Consider the following 21,154-nt stretch of genomic DNA (forward strand, 5'->3'; position numbering starts at 1 on the left):
GGACCACACCGGTACGACTATTGCGCTCCTCCCGGATACCGGCGGGTCGCGACCCTAGGCTCGACTCACTCTGCGTGACCTTGCGTCCCTGCCGCGCAGACGTCCCCGAGCCCCCAGGAGCGCGATGCACGACAGCCAGCCGCAGCCGCCCCCCTCGTCCTCGTCCTCCTCGGGACATGCCGACGCTGCCGCCCTGCTGCTGTGCGGAGCTCGGCTCACCGACGGCAGGACCGTGGACGTGCGACTCGTCGGCGGACGCATCGAGGCCGTCGGCACCGCGGGAAGCCTCGCTCCGGGCGGAAGTCCCGCCCAGGGCACGCGTGTGGACCTCGACGGCTACCTGCTCCTGCCGGCCCCCGCCGAGGCGCACGCGCACGGCGACACGGCGTTCACGGCCGACGAGGACGGACCGGTCTCGTCCGACTCCGAGCAGGTCCAGCGCCGGGCCACCGAGGCGGCGCTGCTCCAACTCGGGCACGGCGCGACGGCGCTGCGCTCGCACGTGCACGTCGGTGCCGTGCAGGGGCTCGGCGCGCTGACGGCGGTGCTCCGGGCACGCCGGACGCTGCGCGGTCTCACCGAGCTGTCCACGGTCGCGATGCCCCGGCTGCTGACCGGGGTGGCCGGGGCCGACGGTCTCGCGATGCTGCGGGACGCGGTGAAGATGGGCGCTTCGGCGGTGGGCGGCTGCCCGGACACGGACCCGGACCCGACGGGGTACGTGGAGGCGGTGCTGGAGATCGCCTCCGAGCACGGCTGTCCGGTCGACCTGCACACGGACGGCGCCGATCCGGCCCGGCTGGCCCGGCTGGCGGCGATGGCGGGCGGCCTGCGCCCCGGAGTGACCCTCGGCCCGTGCGGCGGCCTCGGGCGGCTGCCCGGCGAGGTGGCGGCGCGCGCGGCGGACCAGCTCGCGGCGGCCGGGGTGACGGTGGTGTGCGTCCCGCAGGGCGGCTGTGGCGGTGTCGACCGGCATGGCACGGCTCCGGTACGGCTGCTGCGGTCGGCCGGTGTGCGGGTCGCGGCGGGCAGCGGCGCCCTGCGCGACGTCTCGAACCCGGTGGGCCGGGGGGACCCGCTGGAGGCGGCGTACCTGCTCGCCTCGCGCTACGGGCTGCGTCCCGAGGACGCCTACGACACGGTCAGTTCCGCCGCCAGGGCCGCCCTCGGCCTGCCCGAGGTGCGCATGGAGGCCGGTTTCCCCGCGGAGCTGCTCGCGGTGCGCGGCGACCGGCTCGCCGGGGCGCTGTCGCTGGCGTACAGCCGGATCGTCGTACACGGCGGGCGCGTGGTGGCGCGGACGAGTGCGGTGCGGGAGTACTGCGGTTCGGCCGTGACGGCGGCGCTGGATCTGCCCCGGCAGGGGCGGGGAGGGCCGTCGTAGCGGTGTCCTCGGCGGGGACGGGGAGGGCCGTCGCAGCGGACCCCCGGCGGGGCAGGGAGGGCCGCGGTCTCCCGGCCGGGCAGGGAGGGCCGTCGCAGCGGTGTCCTCGGCGGGGACGGGGAGGGCCGTCGCAGCGGACCCCCGGCGGGGCAGGGAGGGCTGCGGTCTCCCGGCCGGGCGGGGAGGGCCGTCGCAGCGGTCCCCCGGCGGGGACGGGGAGGGCCGTCGCAGCGGTCCCCGCCGCCCCTGCCGGTGCGCCGGATCGGCGTTCAAGGCCGGCCGGCGGGCGGGTCAGAGCATGCCGCCGCCCAGCATGCCGCCGGCGAAGGGGCTGCCGGGGCCGTGGAGTTCGTCCGCGGGGAGCTCCGTGGCGCCCTTCGGGGCACTCACGTCGCCCGCCTCGCCGAACTTCAGGACCAGGGGCAGCTTCGTGCCGTTCGGCTTGTCGGCGAGGACGGCCAGGTCGACCTTGACCTGCTCGAGGTCACCGTCCTTCAGCTTGAAGTCGACGGCGACCTTCTTGTCCGGGGCGCCCTTGAGGTCCTTGGCCGTGGGGAGTTCGGCACCCGGCGGGAGGTCCCCCTGCAGCGGCCGGAGCCTGTCGAAGAGTTCGGTGAGCAGGTCGCGGAAGCCGGCCTTGGCGACGACGTGTTCGGCACCGTCGCTGCCGCCCTTGTCGCGGAAGGTCACTTCGTCCGTGATGACTCCGCGGACGGCCTTCATGACCTTCTGCTGGGTCTTTGCGTCGACCTCGTCGCCGGACCCCTTCGCGCCCTTGTCCGACTTCTCGAGCTCGCGAGTGTCGACCTTGGCCCACTCGCCTTCCAGGATCTTCTTGAACCCCTTCTCCTCTTCCGGGAGTTCGTCGGCCGTGGGGAAGGGGAAGCCCATTGCGTCGCCGAGGGCCTTCATGTCGGCGCGGTAGTACATGAAGTCGCCGACGACCCTGCACTCGACGAGGACGCCCTTGGAACCCGCGACTCTGACGCTCGTACCGAGGAGATCCTTCTCTCCTGAATCCGCGAGCTTCTTGCGGGACTTGACCGAGACGTCGACGTGCAGCCCGGCGATCAAGTCGGTGAACTCCTCGGGCATCTCCTCGCCCGGTTCGGTGTCGCCCGCCAGCGAGGCCAGCGCCTCAGGGGTCGCGTCCAGGCTCAAGCCGAAGGCGAGCGACTTCTGTTCGCCGAGCCGGTCGACGGCGTGGTCGACCTTCTGTCCGGCGGTGAGATTCTCGACCGTGCCACAGGCGGCCGCCGTGGCGAACAGGACAGCGGCACAGCCGGCCACGGTGACGGTCTTGCGTAGGGCGGTGATGGGGGTCTCCTAACGAGGCCGCACGCCGCCGCACGGCCCCCGGGGCGTCGTACGGCGTGAACAGCGACCTCTGATTCGCAGTGATCACCGCTATGACTCACAAGTCGTCCACAGGGTTGTGCGGCGAACCCGCCCGGCCGGGCGTACGGTCGGAATCATGCGCATTGTCATTGCTGGAGGTCATGGTCAGATCGCGCTGCGGCTGGAGCGCCTGCTCGCCGCGCGCGGCGACGAGGCGGCGGGCATCATCCGCCGCGCGGAGCAGGGCGACGATCTGCGGGAGGCCGGTGCCGAGCCGATCCTGTGCGATCTGGAGACGGCCTCGGTCGAGGAGGTCGCCGGGCACCTGCGGGGCGCGGACGCGGCCGTCTTCGCGGCGGGCGCCGGTCCGGGCAGCACCGTCGCCCGCAAGGACACCGTGGACCGGGCCGCGGCGGTCCTGTTCGCGGACGCGGCGGAGCTGGCGGGTGTACGGCGGTACGTCGTCGTCTCCTCCATGGGCGCGGATGCCGCGCACCAGGGCCACGAAATCTTCGACGCGTACCTGCGCGCCAAGGGCGAGGCCGACGAGTACGTACGCGGCCGGGAGGCCCTGGACTGGACGATCCTGCGTCCCGGCGCCCTGACGGACGACGCGGGGACGGGCCTCGTCCGTCTGGAGGCCTCCACGGGGCGCGGTTCGGTCCCCCGTGAGGATGTCGCGGCGGTGCTGGCGGAGCTGGTGGACACCCCGGCGACGGCCGGCCTCACCCTGGAGCTGATCAGCGGATCGGCACCGGTCTCGGTGGCGGTGAAGTCGGTGGCGGGGAACTAGGAGTCCGGGCCGCGGGAGCTGTGCCCCCGGCCTGGTGTGGCGGGGCAGCCGGTCAGTGGCCGCCGCCCGGGCGGTGGACACTCAGGTCGCCGTAGGCAGACAGAGCGCCGGTCACGTCGCCCGATTGGTGACGCAGCGTGGAGTCCAGGAAGGCGAGAGAGGCAGCGGCGACGACACGCGGGCTCTCGGTGCGGCCCAGGGACCCGACCAGTGAGGGCACCGGGGGCAGGTAGAGAGGGCCGTCCATGAAGGTGATGTGTGCGGCGCCGGGGATGGTGAGCCGGTAGCTCGTCGCGGTGCTGAGCTTGAGGACCTTGCCGAGGCGAGGCAGGTAACGCGGGTCGGTCTCCTCGGTGATGGCCTGGGTCAGCGCGAGCACCGGCTGGTCGAAGGAGCTCGGGGCGGGGTCGTGGGGGTAGCCGTCCAGATCGATGACGGCGTCGAACCGGCGGTCCTGGCGGGCGGCCTGCAGGGCGGCACCGCCCCCCATGGAGTGGCCGGTCGCCGCGACCCGGCCGGTGTCCAGGCGTCCGGTCAGAGAACCCGCGATCTCACCTCGGTCAAGACGGCCCAGCTGGGTGAGGACGAAGCTGAGGTCGGCGGCCCGTATCCCCGACGTCTCGGCGGACCGTTTCTCGTCTTCGTCAGGGTCGCCGGCGGAGGCGATCCTGGTGGTGATCGTCCGGCCGTCGGTGAGGACGACGGCGGCGGAATCGTACGGGTGGTCGAGGGCGGCGACCACATAGCCGTGGCTGGCCAGTTCCTCCGCCCAGGCCGTGTTCTGGGTGCGCACTCCCCCGAGGCCGGCGGAGAACAGCACGACCGGGAACCGTCCGCCCCCGCCGCTCACGGGGGCGTCGAAGACCGCATGGGTGTGGGCGCGCGGGACGCCGTCGACCAGGAAGCCGGGCAGGCCGATGTAGCGCGCGAGTGCGTCGGATACGGTGCGGGCCTCGTCCTCCGTGCGCCCGAGGTACTGGGCCCGTTGCGCGCCCGCGGGACTCCGCTGCGCGGGGTACCAGAGCTGGACCACGACCGTGCGCCGGTCTCCGCGTTCGGCAGTGGCGGTCTCGGGGCGGTGCGGGTCGGTCCACTGCATCACGCGCGTGCCGACCGCGAAGTGGCCCGACGGCTCGGGGAACACGGGTACGGGAAAGGCCCAGGCGGCCGCCGGGCCCACGCTGATCAGGCCTACGCAGGCCAGCGATCCCGGCAACGCCAGCCACCAGCGGGCCCGCCTCGTCGGCCGGCCCGTACGTCGTCGCAGCAGCGGAGACACGGCGAACGGCAACGCGAGGGCAGCGCCTGCCAGTACCGGCAGCATCTGCCAGCGGATCCCCACCGCGCTCAGCACGATCGCGGACAGTACGAAGACCGCTCCCGCCGCGATCGTGACGGGTGGGCGGGCGGCGGGGGGAAGCCAGCGCGCCAGCACCAGCGCGACGGCACCCGCCAAGGCAAGGAGTTCCAGGGGGGACACGTGCAGTCCCGTGATGATCTCGGTCACCCGGTCATCCTCGGCGCGGGGTACGCGCTGCCGCATCGCTCCAGGGTCGCGATCGTGTGCAACCGGAGTCGCATCCGGGGCATGCCGCCAGTACGACCGGAGTCGCATCCAGGGTTCACCGCTTCGACGGACGGGTCGGAAGATCCCCGGCACCGGGCCCGCCGCCTCGACGGACGGGTCAGAAGAGGGGCAGTTGACCGGGGAACCCGGGCACGACGTACCCGTCGAGGGTGGGCTGGGCCGCGCCGAGTTCTGCCGGTCTGCGTGACCCGGGGCACGACACGAGCTCACCGCTCCCCCGGGCTCCGGCCGGGTCGTGCCGCGCGAACCGACCCGCGACGACGGCGATCTCACGACGGCACTCGGGACACTTCCTGCGGCGGGACGACATGCGGTCCAGTGTGCCCGGCGGCCGGCGGAACCGGGCCGCAGGACCGGCCGGGCAGCGGCGGGTCCGGGCGTCCCACGGGAATTCCCGGTCACACCGGGCTCTGCCCCTGAAGGAGTTCGAGAGCATGCTCGCCGGCGGACGGATTTCCGACGCGTACACCCTGGCCGCCTACGGTCTGGCCCGGGCCCGAGGGCTCCTGGACCCCGCCGTCTGACGCTGACGGGCTGCCGCGCGACGCCGGGGGCGCACCATGCCCCGGTGCGGGGGCGGCACGCCGGTCGCTCCCGCGCATGACCAAGGGCCCGTGACCTGCTGTTGAGGCAGGTCACGGGCCCTTGGTTCCCGTGTGGCGGCGCCAGGATTCGAACCTGGGAAGGCTGAGCCGGCAGATTTACAGTCTGCTCCCTTTGGCCGCTCGGGCACACCGCCGGGGTTTGCTGCCGTGAGGACCGCTTTTCGGCGGTGCTCCGTGGCAACGACGTAAACGATACCCGATGCCCGGGGGTGCTTCGCCACCCGATTGATCAGTACTCCGCGGGGAGCGGGTGGCTAGGCTTATGCGGATGCGGCGCGGGGCTGATGCCGGTTCTGCTGCCGCCCTCACGCACCCCGATACAAGGAGCCACAGGACATGGCCGACTCCAGTTTCGACATCGTCTCGAAGGTCGAGCGGCAGGAGGTCGACAACGCCCTCAACCAGGCCGCCAAGGAGATCTCGCAGCGCTACGATTTCAAGAACGTGGGCGCCTCCATCTCCTGGTCCGGCGAGAAGATCCTCATGGAGGCGAACTCCGAGGAGCGGGTCAAGGCCATCCTCGATGTGTTCGAGACCAAGCTGATCAAGCGCGGGATCTCGCTGAAGTCGCTGGACGCCGGTGAGCCCCAGCTCTCCGGCAAGGAGTACAAGATCTTCGCGTCCATCGAGGAGGGCATCTCCCAGGAGAACGCGAAGAAGGTCGCGAAGATCATTCGTGACGAGGGCCCGAAGGGCGTGAAGGCTCAGGTGCAGGGCGACGAGCTCCGCGTCAGCTCCAAGAGCCGGGACGACCTGCAGGCCGTGCAGGCGCTGCTCAAGGGCAAGGACTTCGACTTCGCGCTGCAGTTCGTGAACTACCGGTAGAGCGTTCGGCGCGGGTACGAGCAAGGGTGGGCGCCTCGGGTGCCCGCCCTTCGTGCCGCCGGCCGCGAAGTCAGGGGTGCGCGCTCAGCGCCGCGAGTCCCCGAACAGGATCCGGTAGACCACCAGCAGGACGAACGAGCCGCCGATCGCGGCGGCCCAGGTGGCGCCGTCGTAGAAGTCCTTGGTGATCGGGTGGTCCAGCCAGCGGGCGGATATCCAGCCGCCGGTGAAGGCGCCCGCGACGCCGATGAGGGTCGTCCCGACGAAACCGCCCGGGTCGCGTCCCGGCATCAGGAACTTGGCGATGGCTCCGGCCAGCAGCCCCAGAATGATCCAGCTGATGATGCCCATGCCCTGAACCTGCCTCTCCACGCTGTGCCTGGACTGTGTTCTCGCCTCGGCCAGGCTGGGTTCCCGCGGTCGAGCCGCCGGTCACGCTCATGTTGATGTTCCGTTGCCGGGGAGGACGCCTGCACGGCGTCGGCCGGTTGCACTGATCAGTAGGGTGCGGGTCATGACACGACAGGGGGCCGACGGTCCGGGTGCCGGTGTTGGTGCCGGTGCCGGTGCCGGGCTGCGACGGACGCTCGGTGTCGGGGACGCGGTCGTCATCGGTCTGGGCTCGATGGTGGGTGCCGGAATCTTCGCCGCGCTCGCCCCCGCCGCCCGGGTGGCCGGCTCCGGGCTGCTGATCGGGCTGGCGGTGGCCGCCGTCGTCGCCTACTGCAACGCGATGTCCTCCGCTCGGCTGGCTGCCCTGTACCCCGCCTCGGGCGGTACGTACGTGTACGGACGCGAGCGGCTCGGGGACTTCTGGGGGTATCTCGCGGGCTGGTCGTTCGTGGTCGGGAAGACGGCCTCCTGTGCGGCGATGGCGCTCACCGTGGGCGCGTACGTATGGCCGGGGCAGGCGCACGCGGTGGCGGTCGGTGCCGTGGTCGCGCTGACCGCGGTGAACTACGGCGGGGTGCAGAAGTCGGCCCGGCTGACCCGGGTGATCGTGACGGTGGTCCTCGCGGTCCTCGCTTCCGTGGTGGTCGTCTGTCTCGGCTCCGGTGCCTCCGACACGGGGCGGCTGGACGTCGGGGTCTCCGGCGGGGTGGACGGGGTGCTTCAGGCGGCCGGTCTGCTGTTCTTCGCGTTCGCCGGGTACGCGCGGATCGCGACCCTCGGCGAGGAGGTACGGGATCCGGCGCGCACGATCCCGCGCGCCGTCCCGCTCGCGCTCGGTATCGCGCTGGTGGTGTACGTGGCCGTGGCCGTGTCGGTGCTGACCGTGCTCGGTACGGACGGGTTGGGCTCGGCCTCCGCTCCGCTGGCCGATGCCGTACGGGCGGCGGCGGTGCCGGGGCTCGTGCCGGTGGTGCGGGTGGGTGCCGCGGTGGCCGCGCTCGGGTCGCTCCTCGCGCTGATACTGGGCGTCTCGCGCACGGCGCTGGCCATGGCGCGTGACCGGCACCTCCCGGGTGCCCTGGCCGTCGTCCACCCGCGCTTCCAGGTACCGCACCGGGCGGAGCTGGCCGTGGGTACGGTCGTCGCGGCGCTGGCCGCGACGGTGGACGTGCGGGGTGCCATCGGTTTCTCCTCCTTCGGGGTGCTGGCGTACTACGCGATCGCCAACGCGTCCGCCTGGACGCTCGGTTCGGCTCTCTCCCGGCGGGTCCTGCCGGCGGTGGGGCTCGTCGGGTGCGCGACGCTGGCGTTCGCGCTGCCGGGTGTCTCGGTCGCCGTGGGAACGGCCGTGCTGCTGGCGGGGGCGGCGGCCTACGGAGTGCGGCGGTGGACGGCCTCGCGATAGTCCGTGGGCGCGGACCGGTCAGGGAGCCGGAGCCGTGCGTATGCGGAAGCCGGGCCACGGGGCCATGTCCGCGCCTTCGCTCGCCTCTTCGTACCAGCCGGTGCCGTCCAGCCAGGCGCGCAGCCAGTCCTCGAGGCTTGCCGAGTCCACGTACCAGGCGTCTTCGGCACGGTCGGCGTTCGGCTCGAAGAACAGGACCGTGCCGTCCGGGTCCTGGCAGTCCACGCAGGCGTACATTCCGCAGCCCCAGTGGGATATCGGCAGGACACCCTCGGGCCAGGGCCAGTCGGGGTCCTCGACGCCCTCGGCTCGGTTGGCGACGTACTGCGGGACGACCGCGGGCTCGCCGGACGGCGAACTGTCCAGCAGCGGCAACAGGCCGTACTCCGGGCCGAATCCGCCGTCGCCTATCCGCAGGTAGAGCGCGGCGAGCAGCGCAGGCAGCGGGAAGCCCAGGGCGGACTCCGCACGGGCGATCGCGGACGGGGCCACGGGCTCGGGGAGCGAGGGCCAGCCCCAGGGGCGGGTGTCGCGGGCCTGCTGGGCAACCCGTGCCAGCAGCTGCTCGATTTCGGTCATGGGCTCATGATGCAACGCGCCACTGACAGCCGGGCGGGCCTGTGGACAACCGCGGGCGAGGCACGTTCGGGGCTGTGGACAAAGGCAGTTGCGGGACGACTCGGGCCAGGCTCACCTTCCCTGGCGCGAGGTGCGACGCGCGAGGTGCGGCAGTACGACGGTCGTACCCCCGCACCGGGCGTCAGCGCGTCGCGAACGGCTGGTCCGAGCGGACGATCTCGCGTCCCAGCGGCAGCAGCGACACCGGCAGGAGCTTGAAGCTGGCGATGCCGAACGGGATGCCGATGATCGTGACGCACAGGGCGATGCCGGTCACGATGTGGGCGAGGGCGAGCCACCAGCCCGCGAGGACCAGCCACAGCACGTTGCCCACGCAGGACGGGGCGCCCGCGTCGCGGCGCTCCACCGTCGTATAGCCGAACGGCCACAGGGCGTACACGCCGATCCGGAACGCGGCGATGCCGAAGGGGATGCCGATGACGGTGAGGCAGAGCAGCGCGCCCGCGAGCAGGTACCCGAGGAACAGCCAGAAGCCGCTCAGGACGAGCCAGATGACGTTCAGGAGTGTTTTCACTGGTGGTGACCTGCCATCTTCTCGAGCCGGGCGATGCGCTCCGCCATCGGCGGGTGCGTGGAGAACATCTTGGAGAGTCCCTGGCCCGGACGGAACGGATTCGCGATCATCATGTGGCTGGCGGTCTCGATGCGCGGCTCCGGGGGCAGCGGCAGCTGCTTGGTGCCGGCGTCGAGCTTGCGCAGGGCACTCGCTAGGGCGAGCGGGTCCCCGGTGAGCCGGGAGCCGGAGGCGTCCGCCTCGTACTCCCGGGAGCGGCTGACGGCGAGCTGGATGAGGGACGCTGCGAGCGGGCCGAGGAGCATGATCAGCAGCATGCCGAGGAGTCCGGGGCCGTCGTCGTCGCTCGAGCGGCCGACCGGGATCAGCCAGGCGAAGTTCACCAGGAACATGATCACGGAGGCGAGGGCGCCGGCGACGGACGAGATCAGGATGTCGCGGTTGTACACGTGACTGAGTTCGTGGCCGATGACGCCGCGCAGTTCGCGCTCGTCGAGGATCCGCAGGATGCCGTCGGTGCAGCACACGGCGGCGTTGCGTGGGTTGCGGCCGGTCGCGAACGCGTTCGGCGCCTCGGTGGGCGAGATGTACAGACGGGGCATGGGCTGACGGGCCTGGGTGGAGAGTTCGCGGACCATGCGGTACAGGGCCGGGGCCTCGAATTCGCTGACCGGGCGGGCACGCATCGCGCGTAGCGCCAGTTTGTCGCTGTTCCAGTACGCGTACGCGTTGGTGCCGACGGCGATCACGAGAGCGACGACCAGGCCCACCCGCCCGAAGAAGCTGCCGATGACGATGATGAGTGCGGACAGTCCCCCGAGGAGGACGGCGGTCCTGAGCCCGTTGTGCCGGCGGTGCACGGTACGCCCTCCAAGTGGTGCGGCAGGGGAACCCTTGCTTGCTGATGCTGCTGCGTGCGTCCACTGCTCAGTGGACCCTCCCGTACTGGTCAACGCCAGGCGGGAGGCACTAGTTCCCTTGTGCCCGGGACGGCGGGCGTGGGCCGACCGGGTGACGGGGCGCGGTGGCGCAAGCGCGCGTGGGGGTGTTCAGGGGGCGTCGGCCGGACATGGGTGTGGACGCGGGCATGGAGGCGGGTCCACGCGCGCGTGGCGGGATGAAGAGGCGGTCCCCGGTGGGCGGTCGGTCAGAAGAGGCCGGTGTCCGAGAAGCGCAGGACCACTTGGGGTGCTCCGGAGAGGGCGATCCCGAGGACGGCCGTGAGGGCGATGGCCGCGGTGAGCGGGGCCGGTACCCGGTGCTCGGCGGTTTCGCCCTCGGGGGCGCGGAAGAGCAGCGTCGTCCACTGGAGGTAGTAGAAGAGCGCGATCACCACGTTGACGGCCATGACCACGGCCAGCCAGCCGAGCCCGGCGTCGACGACCGCCGAGAAGACGGTGACCTTGGCGAAGAGGCCGATGATGCCCGGCGGCAGTCCCGCGAGGCACAGCAGGAAGAACCCGAGGAGCAGCGCCGAGAGGGGGCTGGCGGCGTACAGCCCTCGGTAGTCGCTGACGCGGTTCAGGGGGCTCGTACGGGCGACGAGAGCGGCCACGGCGAAGGCGCCCAGGTTCACGGCGGCGTACATCAGGGCGTACGCGACGGTGGAGCCGATGGCCTTCTCGGCGTCCTTGGAGTAGGCGGCCGCCGCGATCGGCACCAGGAGGTAGCCGGCCTGCCCGACGGAGGACCAGGCGAGCAGCCGGACCGCGCTGTACGCGCGCGTGGTGCGCTGGCGCAGGGCGCCGACGTTGCCGATGGTCATGGTCAGGGCGGCCAGTGCCGCGAGTGCGGGGCCCCAGATGTGCGCGTACGACGGGAAGGCGACGACGGTGACGAGGATCAGGCCGGAGAAGCCGACCGCCTTGCCGACGACCGACAGGTAGGCGGCGATGGGCAGAGGTGCGCCCACGTAGGTGTCGGGCACCCAGAAGTGGAAGGGCACCGCGGCCGTCTTGAAGGCGAAGCCGATGAGGGTGAGGACGACGCCGGTCTGGGCGAGGGTGGCGAACTGCCCGTCGACGTGCTGGATCCTGTCCGCGATCTTTGTCAGGTACAGGGTGCCGGTCGTGGCGTAGACGAAGCTGACGCCCAGGAGGCTGACGGCGGTCGCGGTGACCGAGGACAGGAAGAACTTCAGGGCCGCCTCGGAGGACTTGCGGTCGCCGCGTTTGATGCCGACCAGGGCGAAGGCGGGCAGGGAGGCGACTTCCAGGGCGACGATGAGGGTCGCGAGGTCCCGTGAGGCGGGCAGCAGGGCGGCGCCGGCGGCCGAGGAGAGCAGCAGGAACCAGTACTCCCCCTCGGGGAGTTCCTTGTCGGCGTCCTTCAGGGCGGTCACCGAGAGCAGGGCGGCGAGGAGCGCTCCGCCGAGGACCAGGAGCTGGATGACGAGGGTGAACCGGTCCGCGGTGTAGCTGCACACGTCGGCGTCGCCGGTCAGGCAGAAGGTGGCGCGGTCCCCGTCCAGGAGCGGCAGCAGGAGCAGCGCGGACGCGGCGAGGCCGGCCACCGAGAGCCAGCCGAGCAGCGGCTTCCTGGCGTCGCCGACGAAGAGGTCGGCGACGAGCACGACGAGTCCGACGGCCGCGGCGAGGGTGGGCGGCGCGATCGCGAGCCAGTCGACGGACTGGACCAGGGAGCTCATCGGGTGCCTCCTGCGAGCAGTTGCTGCACGGCCGGGTCGGTCAGGCCGAGGAGGGTCCTCGGCCAGAGTCCGGCGATGACGGTGAGGGCGACGAGCGGTGCCCAGGCCGCGAACTCGTAGTTCTGGACGTCGGCGAGCCGCGGGGCGTCCTGCTGGGGCGCGGCTCCCATGCAGACACGGCGGACCACGATGAGCATGTACGCGGCGGTGAGCAGTGTGCCGAAGGCGGCGACCGCCATGAAGGTGAGGAAGGCGGGGCGGCTGAGGCCTTCGGCGGGGTTGAACGCGCCGAAGAGCGCCAGCATCTCGCCCCAGAACCCGGCGAGGCCGGGCAGTCCGAGCGAGGCGACGGCGCCGAAGGCGAGCAGGCCGCCGAGGCGGGGCGCCTTGCCGTAGAGGGCGGCGCCGGTCTCCTGGGCGAGGGTGTCGAGGTCGGTGGTGCCCGTGCGGTCCTTGAGGCCGCCGACCAGGAAGAACAGGAGGCCGGTGATGAGGCCGTGGGCGACGTTGGCGAACAGCGCGCCGTTCACGCCGGTGGGGGTCATCGTCGCGATGCCGAGCAGGACGAAGCCCATGTGGCCGACGGAGGAGTACGCGATGAGGCGCTTGAGGTCGCCCTTGGCGCCCTGCTTGGCGAGGGCGAGGCAGGCCAGCGATCCGTAGATGATGCCGGCCACCGCGAGGGCGGCGAGGTAGGGCGCGAAGGTGTGCATGCCGTCGGGCGCGACGGGGAGCAGGATCCGGACGAATCCGTACGTGCCCATCTTGAGCAGTACGCCCGCCAGCAGGACCGAGCCGACGGTGGGCGCGGCGGTGTGGGCGTCGGGCAGCCAGCTGTGCAGCGGCCACATCGGCGTCTTGACGGCGAGTCCGATCCCGACCGCCAGAACCGCGATGACCTGCACGGATGTGGTCAGTTCGCGGCCGTTGTCAGTGGCGAGTGCCACCATGTCGAATGTGCCCGCCTTGATCCCGATCAGGAGCAGGCCGAGCAGCATGACGACGGAACCGAGCAGCGTGTAGAGGATGAACTTCCAGGCGGCGGCCTGCCGTCCGGCACCGCCCCACCGGGCGATGAGGAAGTACATCGGGATGAGCACCATCTCGAACGCGAGGAAGAACAGCAGCAGATCGAGGACGGCGAAGGTCGCGAGGGTGCCGGACTCGAGGACGAGGACGAGTGCGACGAACGCCTTCGGGGTGGGGCCCGCGGGCATCTTGAAGTAGCTGTACAGCGCGCAGAGGAAGGTCAGCAGCGCGGTCAGGACCAGAAGGGGGAGGGAGATGCCGTCGATGCCGAGGTGGATGCGCACGTCGAGTGCGGGGATCCAGCTGATGTCCGTCGTGGCCTGCATCCGCTGGGCCTTGGCAGGGGTGTCGTGGTCGAAGCCCATTGCCAGGACGATCGCGGCGATGAGGACCACACCGGTGACCAGCACGCCGTGCCGCAGCACGGCCTGTTCGGGCGACTTCCCCTTCAGCCCGGGCGGGGCCGGCAGGAGAGCCGTGGCGGCCCCGATGAGCGGGCCCACGACGATCAATGCGAGAAGGATCTGCATCACGGATTCGCTGATATCGATCACGCCTGCTCACGCTCCCGTGGCGACGAGGAGGACGGCGACCGTCAGGACGACGGTGCCGGCGAGCAGCGCGCTCACATAGGTCTGCACATTGCCGGTCTGGGCGCGCCGTGCGGCCTCGCCGAGCCAGCGGGGAAGGGCGCCCGCACCGCGTACGTAGGTGTCGACGACCTCGCGGTCGAGGAAGCGGACGAGGGTGGCTCCGGCCTGGACGGGGCGGACGAACAGCATCGCGTACACGGCGTCGAGGTGGAAGCCGGCGGCCGCGTGGCGGTGCAGCGGGCCGAGCAGGAGACGGCCCGGGTCCGCCGGGTCCGGGGCGGAGGCGATGTCTCCGTAGGCGGGCGTGTGGCTGGCGATGGCCTCGGCCTCGACCAGTCCGGCGTCGCCTTCGGGGTGGGCCGCGACCGCGCCCAGGGGTACGGGGGCGGCCATGGCGGTGGTGTGCCGCCAGGCGCCGTAGGTGACGAGACCGCCGACGAGGGCGAGTCCGGTGGCCAGGACGGAGGTGGTGAGGACCGGCGTCAGGTCGCGGCCGTCGAACCAGTCGGGCAGCGGGCCGTACGCCAGTCCGAAGGCGAGCGACGGGACGGCGAGCACCCACAGCACCACGGTCATGGTCAGCGGCTGCCCGCCGTGGTCGGGGGCCTCGGTTCCCCGGCCGTTGAAGGCGAGCAGCCACAGGCGGGTCGCGTACGCGGCGGTGAGTACGGCGGTGACCAGGCCGGCGACGAGGACGATCCAGCCCGCGGCGCCGGGGGCGTGCTCGGTGTGTCCGGTGGCGGCGTGCTCGGCCGCCCCGAGGACGGCTTCCTTGGAGAAGAAGCCGCTGAAGGGCGGGATCGCGGCGAGCGCGAGCAGCGCCACGGTCATCGTCCAGTAGGCGTCGGGGATGCGGACGCGCAGGTCCTTCATGCGGGACATGGCGGCCAGCGAGTTGGTGCCGGAGGCGTGGATGATCACGCCGGCGGCGAGGAACAGCAGCGCCTTGAAAGCGCCGTGCGACAGGAGGTGGAAGACGGCGGCCCCGCGGTCGGCGACGGCGAGGGCGCCGGTCAGGTAACCGAGCTGGCCGATCGTCGAGTACGCGAGGACGCGCTTGATGTCGTCCTGGGCGAGGGCGGCGAGTGCCGAGCCGGTCATGGTGACCGCGGCCATCACGGCGAGGACGACCATCGCGGCCGTGGAGGCCTCGAAGACCGGGAGGAGCCGGGCGACGAAGTAGACACCGGCGGCGACCATGGTCGCGGCGTGGATGAGTGCGGAGACGGGCGTGGGGCCGGCCATCGCGTCGGGCAGCCAGGTGTGCAGCGGGAACTGCGCCGACTTGCCCGCCACGCCCGCGAGGAGCAGCACGGCGATCAGGGTCGGGTGGTCGAGTCCGCCGCTCGCGACGGTGCCGAGGATCTTCGTGATGCGGAAGGACCCGGCGTCGGTGGCGAGGGCGAACAGGCCGATCAGGAAGGGGACGTCGCCGAGCTTGGTGACCAGGAAGGCCTTGAGGGAGGCGGCGCGCGCCTCGGGGGTCTCCCAGTAGTGGCCGACCAGGAAGTACGAGCAGATGCCCATGATCTCCCAGCCGACCAGCAGCATGATCAGGTCGCCGGAGTAGACGACGAGCAGCATCGCGGAGGTGAAGAGGGAGACGAGGGCGGCGTACGAGGGGTAGCGGGGGTCGTCGCGCAGGTAGCCCGTCGAGTAGATCTGCACGCAGGACGCGACGAGGCCGACCAGCACGGCGACGAGGGCGGCGAAGCCGTCGATGTCCAGGGCGAGCTCTATGGGGACCGAGCCGGTGGGCGTGAGTTCGGTGACGGCTTCCACGGCCCGGTCGCCGCCCTGGCGCGCGGCGACCAGCACGGCGACGACGAGCGCCGCGAGGGTCGGGAGCACGGCGAGGGGGCGTACGAAACCGGGGGCCGTCCGGCCGAGGAGCAGACCGGTCGCGGCACCCAGGAACGGGAGGAGGGGGACGAGGACGGCGAGGGTGGTCGTGGTCACGCGGTGGCCTCAGCCTTCTCGGCCGTGGTCGGCGCGGCGGTTTCGGGGCCGTCGCCGTCGGGGCCGTCGCCGGTCTCGGCGGTGTCGCGGAGCTTGTCGATGTCGGAGGTGCCGCGGTTGCGGTACACGGCGAGGACGATCGCCAGTCCGATGCCGATCTCGGCGGCGGCGACGGCGATGACGAACAGGGTCAGTGCCTGGCCGGAGTGCAGGGTGTCGCGGGCGGCCTTGGAGAGCCAGACGTCGAAGGCGACGAGGTTCAGGTTGACGGCGTTGAGCATCAGCTCGACGGACATCAGGACCAGGATCGCGTTGCGGCGCGCGAGGACTCCGTACAGGCCCGTGCAGAAGAGGAGAGCGGAGAGCACGGCGGGATAGGCGAGGTGCATCAGCGGTTCCCTTCCTTGCCGAAGGGCTGCTCGCCGGCCGTCGTCGGGCCGGGGGCCGGGCGGCTCGGGGGGAGTGTGCCGGAGGGCCGGGGCGCGCCGGGCTTCGGGCGGGCCGAAAGCGCCTCTTCGGCGGCGGTCTTGCGGGAGAGCACGATCGCGCCGACGAGGGCGGCGAGCAGCAGGACGGAGAGGGCCTCGAAGGGGAGCACCCAGTTCTGGAAGAGGCTCTCGCCGGTCGTTTCCGTGGACCCCTCGGCGGCGCCGTCCAGGTCCATCCAGGTGGTGCGGAAGGCGTCGACGACGACCCAGACCAGGGCGCCGGCCGCGGCGACGGCCACGGCCAGGGCGGCCCAGCGGTTGCCGGAGTCGGCGTCCGGTGAGCGGCCGATGGGGGCCCTGGTGAGCATCAGACCGAACAGGAGCAGGACGACGACCGACCCGACGTAGATGAGGACCTGCACCCAGGCGATGAACTCGGCCGTGAGGAGGAGGTATTCGACGGCGAGGCCGCCGAGCGCGACCACCAGCCAGAGGGCGGCGTGCACCAGCTGCCGGGTGGTGACGGTCACGATCGCGGCGCCCAAGGTGACGAGGCCGACGAGGAGGAACGCGATCTCGACGCCGGTCGGCGAGAGGAAACCGTGGCTGCCGGCGGCGGTCGTGGCGCGTGCTGTGGCGGCGGCGGTGGCTGCTGCGAGGCTCACGACTGGGCCTCCCCGGGGTCGGTGGGTCCGGCCGTCCGGTCGGGGGCGGCTCGGTCGGCCTGCGGGGCCTGCCCGGTCGGCCCGGTCGGCCCGGTCGGCTCGGTCGGCTCGGTCGGCTCGGTCGGCTGAGCCTGCCCGGCGGGTCCGGCCTGCCCGGCGGGTCCGGCCTGCCCGGCCTGCCCGGCCTGCTCGGCCTGCTCGGCCTGCTCGGCCTGCTCGGCGGCGAGTTTGTCGGCGGTCTTGCGGGCCGCGGTGATCTCCTTCGGTTCCTCGGCGGCGGGGTCGAGGGCGGGCGGGGCCGGGACCGTCCACATCCACTCGCGGAGTTTGTCGCGTTCGTGGGTGAGTTCGTGGATGTCGGTCTCGGCGTACTCGAACTCCGGGGACCAGAACAGCGCGTCGAAAGGACAGACCTCGATGCAGATGCCGCAGTACATGCACAGGGCGAAGTCGATGGCGAAGCGGTCGAGGACGTTGCGGCTGCGCTCACGGCCGCCGGGGGCGGCGGGCGGGACCGTCTCCTTGTGGGAGTCGATGTAGATGCACCAGTCCGGGCACTCGCGGGCGCACAGCATGCAGACCGTGCAGTTCTCCTCGAAGAGGCCGATGACGCCGCGGGTGCGGGGCGGGAGTTCGGGCTGGGCGTCCGGGTACTGCTCGGTGACGGTCTTCTTCGTCATCGTGCGGAGGGTGACGGCGAGGCCCTTGGCGAGGCCGGCGCCGGGAATGGGGGCCACTAGGAGATCACCACCTTGACGACGCCGGTGAGGGCGATCTGGGCGAGGGCGAGCGGGACGAGGAGGGTCCAGGCGAGCTTCTGGAGCTGGTCCTCGCGGAGACGGGGGTAGGTGACGCGCAGCCAGATGACGACGAAGGCGAGGATCGCGGTCTTCAGCAGGGTCCAGATCCAGCCGAGTCCGTCGGCACCCCACGGGCCGTGCCAGCCGCCCAGGAAGAGGACGGTGGTCAGGCCGCACAGGACGACGATCCCGGCGTACTCGGCGAGGAGGAACAGCGCGAAGCGCAGGCCGGTGTACTCGGTGTACGCGCCGAAGATGATCTCCGAGTCGGCGACGGGCATGTCGAAGGGCGGGCGCTGGAGTTCGGCGAGACCGGCGACGAAGAAGACGACCGCGCCGACGATCTGCCAGGGCAGCCACCACCATTCGAAGGCGTCGACGATGCCGGGGAGCGAGACGGTGCCCGCCGCCATCGCGACGGAGGCCGCGGCGAGCAGCATGGGCAGTTCGTACGCGAGGAGCTGGGCCGCCGTGCGCAGACCGCCGAGCAGGGAGAACTTGTTGGCCGACGCCCAGCCCGCCATGAGTGAACCGAGGACGCCCACGCCCATGACGGCCAGGACGAAGAAGATGCCCGCGTCGACGACCTCGCCGACGGCTCCTTCTCCCGGGCCGACCGGGATGGCCAGGAGGACGAGGAGGTAAGGGAGGAGGGCGACGGCGGGCGCGAGCTGGAAGATGCGGCGGTCCGCCCCGGCCGGGACGACGTCTTCCTTCTGGGCGAACTTCACGCCGTCGGCGACCAGTTGGGCCCAGCCGTGGAAGCCGCCGGCGTACATCGGGCCCAGGCGGCCCTGCATGTGGGCCATCACCTTGTGCTCGGTCTGACCCACGATGAGCGGGAAGGTCAGGAACACGACGAAGACGACGAGGAGTCGCAGGGCGACGTCGAGAGCGTCGTTCACTGCGTGCCTCCTGCGGGGTCGTCCTTGGCGGGGGTTGCTCGACGGGGGGACTCCGAACCGGGTTCGGAGTCGGGCTCGGTACGTGCGCCGGAGTCGGGCTCGTCACCGGTACGTGCGCCGGGTTCAGCCTTCGGGCCGCACTCGGGCGTCGGCTCCGGTTCCGGCCTCGTGTCCGACGCCGGTTCCGGTTCCGGCTTCGGACCCGGCTCGGACTCCGACTTCGGACTCTGCTCCGGTTCCGGCTTCGGACCCGGTTCGGACTCGGCGTCCGTCCCGGCGCCGGCGTCGGCGTCTTTGTCGGCGCCGGACGGACGGTCCGGCTCATCCTGGGGCCGGACCCCGGCCGGCGTCGCAGCCTCGGCGCCGGGGCCGGTACCGGCGCTGGCGCCGGGCTCGGTACCGGCCTCGGTACCGCCACCCGCGTCGCCGAAGGCCGGTCGGGCGTGGTGCCACGGGGCGTCCGCGCTGCGCGGGGCTCTCGCGGGCCTCGGCGCGGCAGGGGGTGACGGCGGCGTCCCCTCCCCGGGGAGCTTCCCCGCGTCCCCGGGGTGCTTCCCCGCGTCCGCGGCCGGATCCGCGGCGGCCGGACCACCGGCACCCGCCGGACCAGCGGCACCCACCGCACCACCGGCACCCGCCGGACCCGGACCACCCGCACCCGCGGCCGAATCCCCGGCACCGGCCGTTCCGGCGGCCGGACCAGCCGGAGCCTGCTGGCTCGCCGACCCGGCGCTCGCGCTGCGTGCCCTCCGTGGCGCGGGCGAAGGCCCGGCGGTGGAGGGCGTCGGGGCCGCGGCGGACTGGCTCGCCGAGCCCTCGTCCGTCGTGCGGGTGCGGCGGGCCGGCCGGTCGCCCGCCGCGCGGGCGGCGCCCCGGGCGGGGCGGGCCGGGGCGGGCGGGAGCTGGCCCTTGAGGGGGCCCCACTCGTTCGGGTCGGGGACGCCGGGCGGCAGCATCTGGCGTCGCTTGGGGCCGCCGTGGTCCGACTCCCCGGGCTCCTTCGCGCCGGGCCAGGCCTTGGCGACCCGCGCGGCGAGCACGAAGTCCTTGCGCAGGGGGTGGCCCTCGAAGCCCTCGGGGAGCAGGAGCGGGTCCAGTCCGGGGTGGCCCTCGAAGTCCACGCCGAACATTTCGTGGGTCTCGCGCTCGTGCCAGCCGGCGCCCGCGTAGACGGCGACCGCGGACGGCAGGACCGGCGCGGTGTGCGGGACGGTCGTACGGACGAGCAGGCGGCGTACCGGGGACAGCGCCACGACGTGGGCCGAGACGCGGAAGCCCGTGCCGGGTTCGTCGACGGCGCTGAGCCAGTCGAAGTACGTGCACCCCAGCGTGTCGCGGGCCGTCCGGAGGGCGGCGGTCCAGGACGCGGGCGGTACGTCGACGGTGAGGAGCGCGTACGACTCCTCGGCCGTGGTGTCGGGGCCGAACAGGTCCTCGACGGGGGCGGGGAGCCAGCCGACGGTCATCGGGATCGGCCCTCCCCCGCGGCCGGCGGCCGCACCGGACCGCTCTGGAGCGCGGCCGTGGAGGGACGGTCCGTGCCGTACCGCTCGCTCAGCGACTCGCGGGCGATCTTCTCCTGGAGCTTCAGGATCCCCTGGAGCAGGGCCTCGGGTCGCGGCGGGCACCCGGGGACGTACACGTCGACGGGGATGATCTGGTCGACGCCCTTCGTCACGGAGTAAGAGTCCCAGTACGGGCCGCCGCAGTTGGAGCAGGCGCCGAAGGAGATGACGTACTTGGGCTCGGGCATCTGTTCGTACAGGCGTTTGACGGCCGGGGCCATCTTGTCGGTGACCGTGCCGGAGACGACCATCAGGTCGGCCTGGCGGGGGCCGGGCGCGAAGGGGATCACGCCGAGGCGGATGAAGTCATGCCGGGCCATCGACGCGGCGATGAACTCGATCGCGCAGCAGGCGAGGCCGAAGTTGAAGACCCACAGGCTGTAGCGGCGGCCCCAGTTGAGGACCACCTTCATCGGCTCGGGAGCCAGCCGGGCGAGGGCGCCCAGCCTCTTCGGCTCGGGCAGCAGTACCGGCTGGGCCGGCTCCGGGGTCACGTCCATGTGAGGACGCCCTTCTTGTATGCGTACAGCAGGCCCACGGCGAGGAAGCCGAGGAAGAGGAACATCTCCACGAGCGTCGCCGCGCCGAAGCCGGGACGGGCGAAGACGGTCGCCCACGGGAACAGGAAGATCGAGTCCACCGCGAAGATCACGTACAGGAAGGCATACACGTAGTAGCGGACCTGGGTGTGGGCCCAGCCCTCGCCCACGGGGTCGACGCCGCACTCGTACGTCAGGAGTTTTTCGGGGGTCGGCACGATGGGCCGCAGCAGTCGTCCGGCGCCGAACGCGACGGCGACGAACAGCACGCCGACGAGAAGGAGCAGTCCGACGACCGAATAGGACTGGAAATAGTCCGACGCGACCACGGTCGCGGTCTCCACGCCCCCGGTCCCGGCGGCAACGGTCGGTTCCGGCACGTCCGCCCCTCGCTCTCTGACCTCGTGGTCCTTCGTGAACCTCGCGTTCGACGATCTGTACGCACGGGAGTCTAGGGCCTGCTAAAGAACCGGTAAGCAGCCCGTCACGCCTTGGCATGGGCAGGACGGCTCCCGGGGAACCGCCGGGGGTGGGGTTTTC

Annotated in this window: 21 protein-coding genes and 1 tRNA gene; 4 read left to right on the plus strand and 18 right to left on the minus strand. The window is 72.1% G+C overall.

From position 1 onward, the window contains the following. Positions 1–124: 124 nt before the first annotated feature. Positions 125–1,384, plus strand: a complete 1,260-nt coding sequence (locus AC069T_RS01585) for an amidohydrolase family protein (protein WP_478780760.1) — start codon at positions 125–127, stop codon at positions 1,382–1,384. A 291-nt stretch (positions 1,385–1,675) separates the two neighbouring features. Here AC069T_RS01585 and AC069T_RS01590 read toward each other — a convergent pair whose 3' ends face one another. Further along, the gene (locus AC069T_RS01590; protein ID WP_478780761.1) at positions 1,676–2,674 is read right to left on the minus strand and encodes a hypothetical protein; all 999 of its coding nucleotides are present in this window, start codon (positions 2,672–2,674) and stop codon (positions 1,676–1,678) included. 184 nt (positions 2,675–2,858) lie between these two features. Here AC069T_RS01590 and AC069T_RS01595 point away from each other — a divergent pair, with 184 nt between their 5' ends. Continuing rightward, on the plus strand, positions 2,859–3,515 hold the full coding sequence (locus AC069T_RS01595) for an NAD(P)H-binding protein (protein ID WP_478780762.1): 657 nt from the start codon (positions 2,859–2,861) through the stop codon (positions 3,513–3,515). Positions 3,516–3,567: 52 nt separating this feature from the next. Here the strand turns inward: AC069T_RS01595 and AC069T_RS01600 are convergent, their stop codons facing one another. From AC069T_RS01600 to AC069T_RS01610, 3 genes are all read right to left on the minus strand, one after another. Beyond that, positions 3,568–5,058, minus strand: a complete 1,491-nt coding sequence (locus AC069T_RS01600; RefSeq protein ID WP_478780763.1) for an alpha/beta hydrolase family protein — start codon at positions 5,056–5,058, stop codon at positions 3,568–3,570. 142 nt (positions 5,059–5,200) lie between these two features. Continuing rightward, positions 5,201–5,413, minus strand: coding sequence for a hypothetical protein (locus AC069T_RS01605; RefSeq protein ID WP_476753480.1), 213 nt, complete (start codon positions 5,411–5,413; stop codon positions 5,201–5,203). 347 nt (positions 5,414–5,760) lie between these two features. Continuing rightward, a tRNA-Tyr gene (locus tag AC069T_RS01610) sits at positions 5,761–5,842 on the minus strand. Positions 5,843–6,044: 202 nt separating this feature from the next. On the opposite strand from AC069T_RS01610, the gene AC069T_RS01615 reads away from it, so the two are divergent. Then, positions 6,045–6,533, plus strand: coding sequence for a YajQ family cyclic di-GMP-binding protein (locus tag AC069T_RS01615; RefSeq protein WP_355789823.1), 489 nt, complete (start codon positions 6,045–6,047; stop codon positions 6,531–6,533). 84 nt (positions 6,534–6,617) lie between these two features. Here AC069T_RS01615 and AC069T_RS01620 read toward each other — a convergent pair whose 3' ends face one another. Continuing rightward, entirely contained in the window at positions 6,618–6,884 is a 267-nt protein-coding gene (locus tag AC069T_RS01620; RefSeq protein WP_478780764.1) for a GlsB/YeaQ/YmgE family stress response membrane protein, read from the minus strand. Positions 6,885–7,047: 163 nt separating this feature from the next. On the opposite strand from AC069T_RS01620, the gene AC069T_RS01625 reads away from it, so the two are divergent. After that, entirely contained in the window at positions 7,048–8,331 is a 1,284-nt protein-coding gene (locus AC069T_RS01625) for an APC family permease (protein WP_478780765.1), read from the plus strand. An 18-nt stretch (positions 8,332–8,349) separates the two neighbouring features. Here AC069T_RS01625 and AC069T_RS01630 read toward each other — a convergent pair whose 3' ends face one another. The 13 genes from AC069T_RS01630 to AC069T_RS01690 form a co-directional block, all read right to left on the minus strand. After that, complete coding sequence (locus AC069T_RS01630; RefSeq protein WP_478780766.1) at positions 8,350–8,910, minus strand: SMI1/KNR4 family protein; 561 nt, start codon at positions 8,908–8,910, stop codon at positions 8,350–8,352. Positions 8,911–9,091: 181 nt separating this feature from the next. After that, positions 9,092–9,484, minus strand: a complete 393-nt coding sequence (locus AC069T_RS01635; protein ID WP_478780767.1) for a YccF domain-containing protein — start codon at positions 9,482–9,484, stop codon at positions 9,092–9,094. Then, positions 9,481–10,344 carry a zinc metalloprotease HtpX gene (gene htpX / locus AC069T_RS01640; protein ID WP_478780768.1) on the minus strand — a complete coding sequence of 288 codons (864 nt, stop codon included), beginning with the start codon at positions 10,342–10,344 and terminating at the stop codon, positions 9,481–9,483. The genes AC069T_RS01635 and htpX overlap by 4 nt, the downstream gene beginning before the upstream one ends. 287 nt (positions 10,345–10,631) lie before the next feature. After that, positions 10,632–12,131, minus strand: a complete 1,500-nt coding sequence (locus tag AC069T_RS01645) for an NADH-quinone oxidoreductase subunit N (RefSeq protein ID WP_478780769.1) — start codon at positions 12,129–12,131, stop codon at positions 10,632–10,634. After that, positions 12,128–13,714, minus strand: coding sequence for an NADH-quinone oxidoreductase subunit M (locus tag AC069T_RS01650; protein WP_478780770.1), 1,587 nt, complete (start codon positions 13,712–13,714; stop codon positions 12,128–12,130). The genes AC069T_RS01645 and AC069T_RS01650 overlap by 4 nt, the downstream gene beginning before the upstream one ends. A 6-nt stretch (positions 13,715–13,720) precedes the next feature. Then, the gene (locus tag AC069T_RS01655) at positions 13,721–15,712 is read right to left on the minus strand and encodes an NADH-quinone oxidoreductase subunit 5 family protein (RefSeq protein ID WP_478780771.1); all 1,992 of its coding nucleotides are present in this window, start codon (positions 15,710–15,712) and stop codon (positions 13,721–13,723) included. Continuing rightward, positions 15,709–16,101, minus strand: coding sequence for an NADH-quinone oxidoreductase subunit NuoK (gene nuoK / locus AC069T_RS01660; RefSeq protein ID WP_478780772.1), 393 nt, complete (start codon positions 16,099–16,101; stop codon positions 15,709–15,711). Before nuoK ends, AC069T_RS01655 begins: the two co-directional genes overlap by 4 nt. Beyond that, positions 16,101–16,805, minus strand: a complete 705-nt coding sequence (locus tag AC069T_RS01665) for an NADH-quinone oxidoreductase subunit J family protein (RefSeq protein WP_478780773.1) — start codon at positions 16,803–16,805, stop codon at positions 16,101–16,103. The genes nuoK and AC069T_RS01665 overlap by 1 nt, the downstream gene beginning before the upstream one ends. Beyond that, the gene (locus AC069T_RS01670) at positions 16,802–17,542 is read right to left on the minus strand and encodes a NuoI/complex I 23 kDa subunit family protein (protein WP_478780774.1); all 741 of its coding nucleotides are present in this window, start codon (positions 17,540–17,542) and stop codon (positions 16,802–16,804) included. The genes AC069T_RS01665 and AC069T_RS01670 overlap by 4 nt, the downstream gene beginning before the upstream one ends. Then, complete coding sequence (locus AC069T_RS01675) at positions 17,542–18,510, minus strand: complex I subunit 1/NuoH family protein (protein ID WP_478780775.1); 969 nt, start codon at positions 18,508–18,510, stop codon at positions 17,542–17,544. The genes AC069T_RS01670 and AC069T_RS01675 overlap by 1 nt, the downstream gene beginning before the upstream one ends. Then, complete coding sequence (locus tag AC069T_RS01680; protein WP_478780776.1) at positions 18,507–19,976, minus strand: NADH-quinone oxidoreductase subunit C; 1,470 nt, start codon at positions 19,974–19,976, stop codon at positions 18,507–18,509. Before AC069T_RS01680 ends, AC069T_RS01675 begins: the two co-directional genes overlap by 4 nt. Continuing rightward, a complete protein-coding gene (locus AC069T_RS01685; RefSeq protein ID WP_358850934.1) occupies positions 19,973–20,575 on the minus strand; it encodes an NADH-quinone oxidoreductase subunit B in 603 nt (200 codons plus the stop codon). Before AC069T_RS01685 ends, AC069T_RS01680 begins: the two co-directional genes overlap by 4 nt. Continuing rightward, positions 20,566–20,994, minus strand: a complete 429-nt coding sequence (locus AC069T_RS01690; RefSeq protein WP_478780777.1) for an NADH-quinone oxidoreductase subunit A — start codon at positions 20,992–20,994, stop codon at positions 20,566–20,568. The genes AC069T_RS01685 and AC069T_RS01690 overlap by 10 nt, the downstream gene beginning before the upstream one ends. Positions 20,995–21,154 lie beyond the last annotated feature (160 nt).

Source organism: Streptomyces sp. NPDC043867 (genome assembly GCF_056435845.1).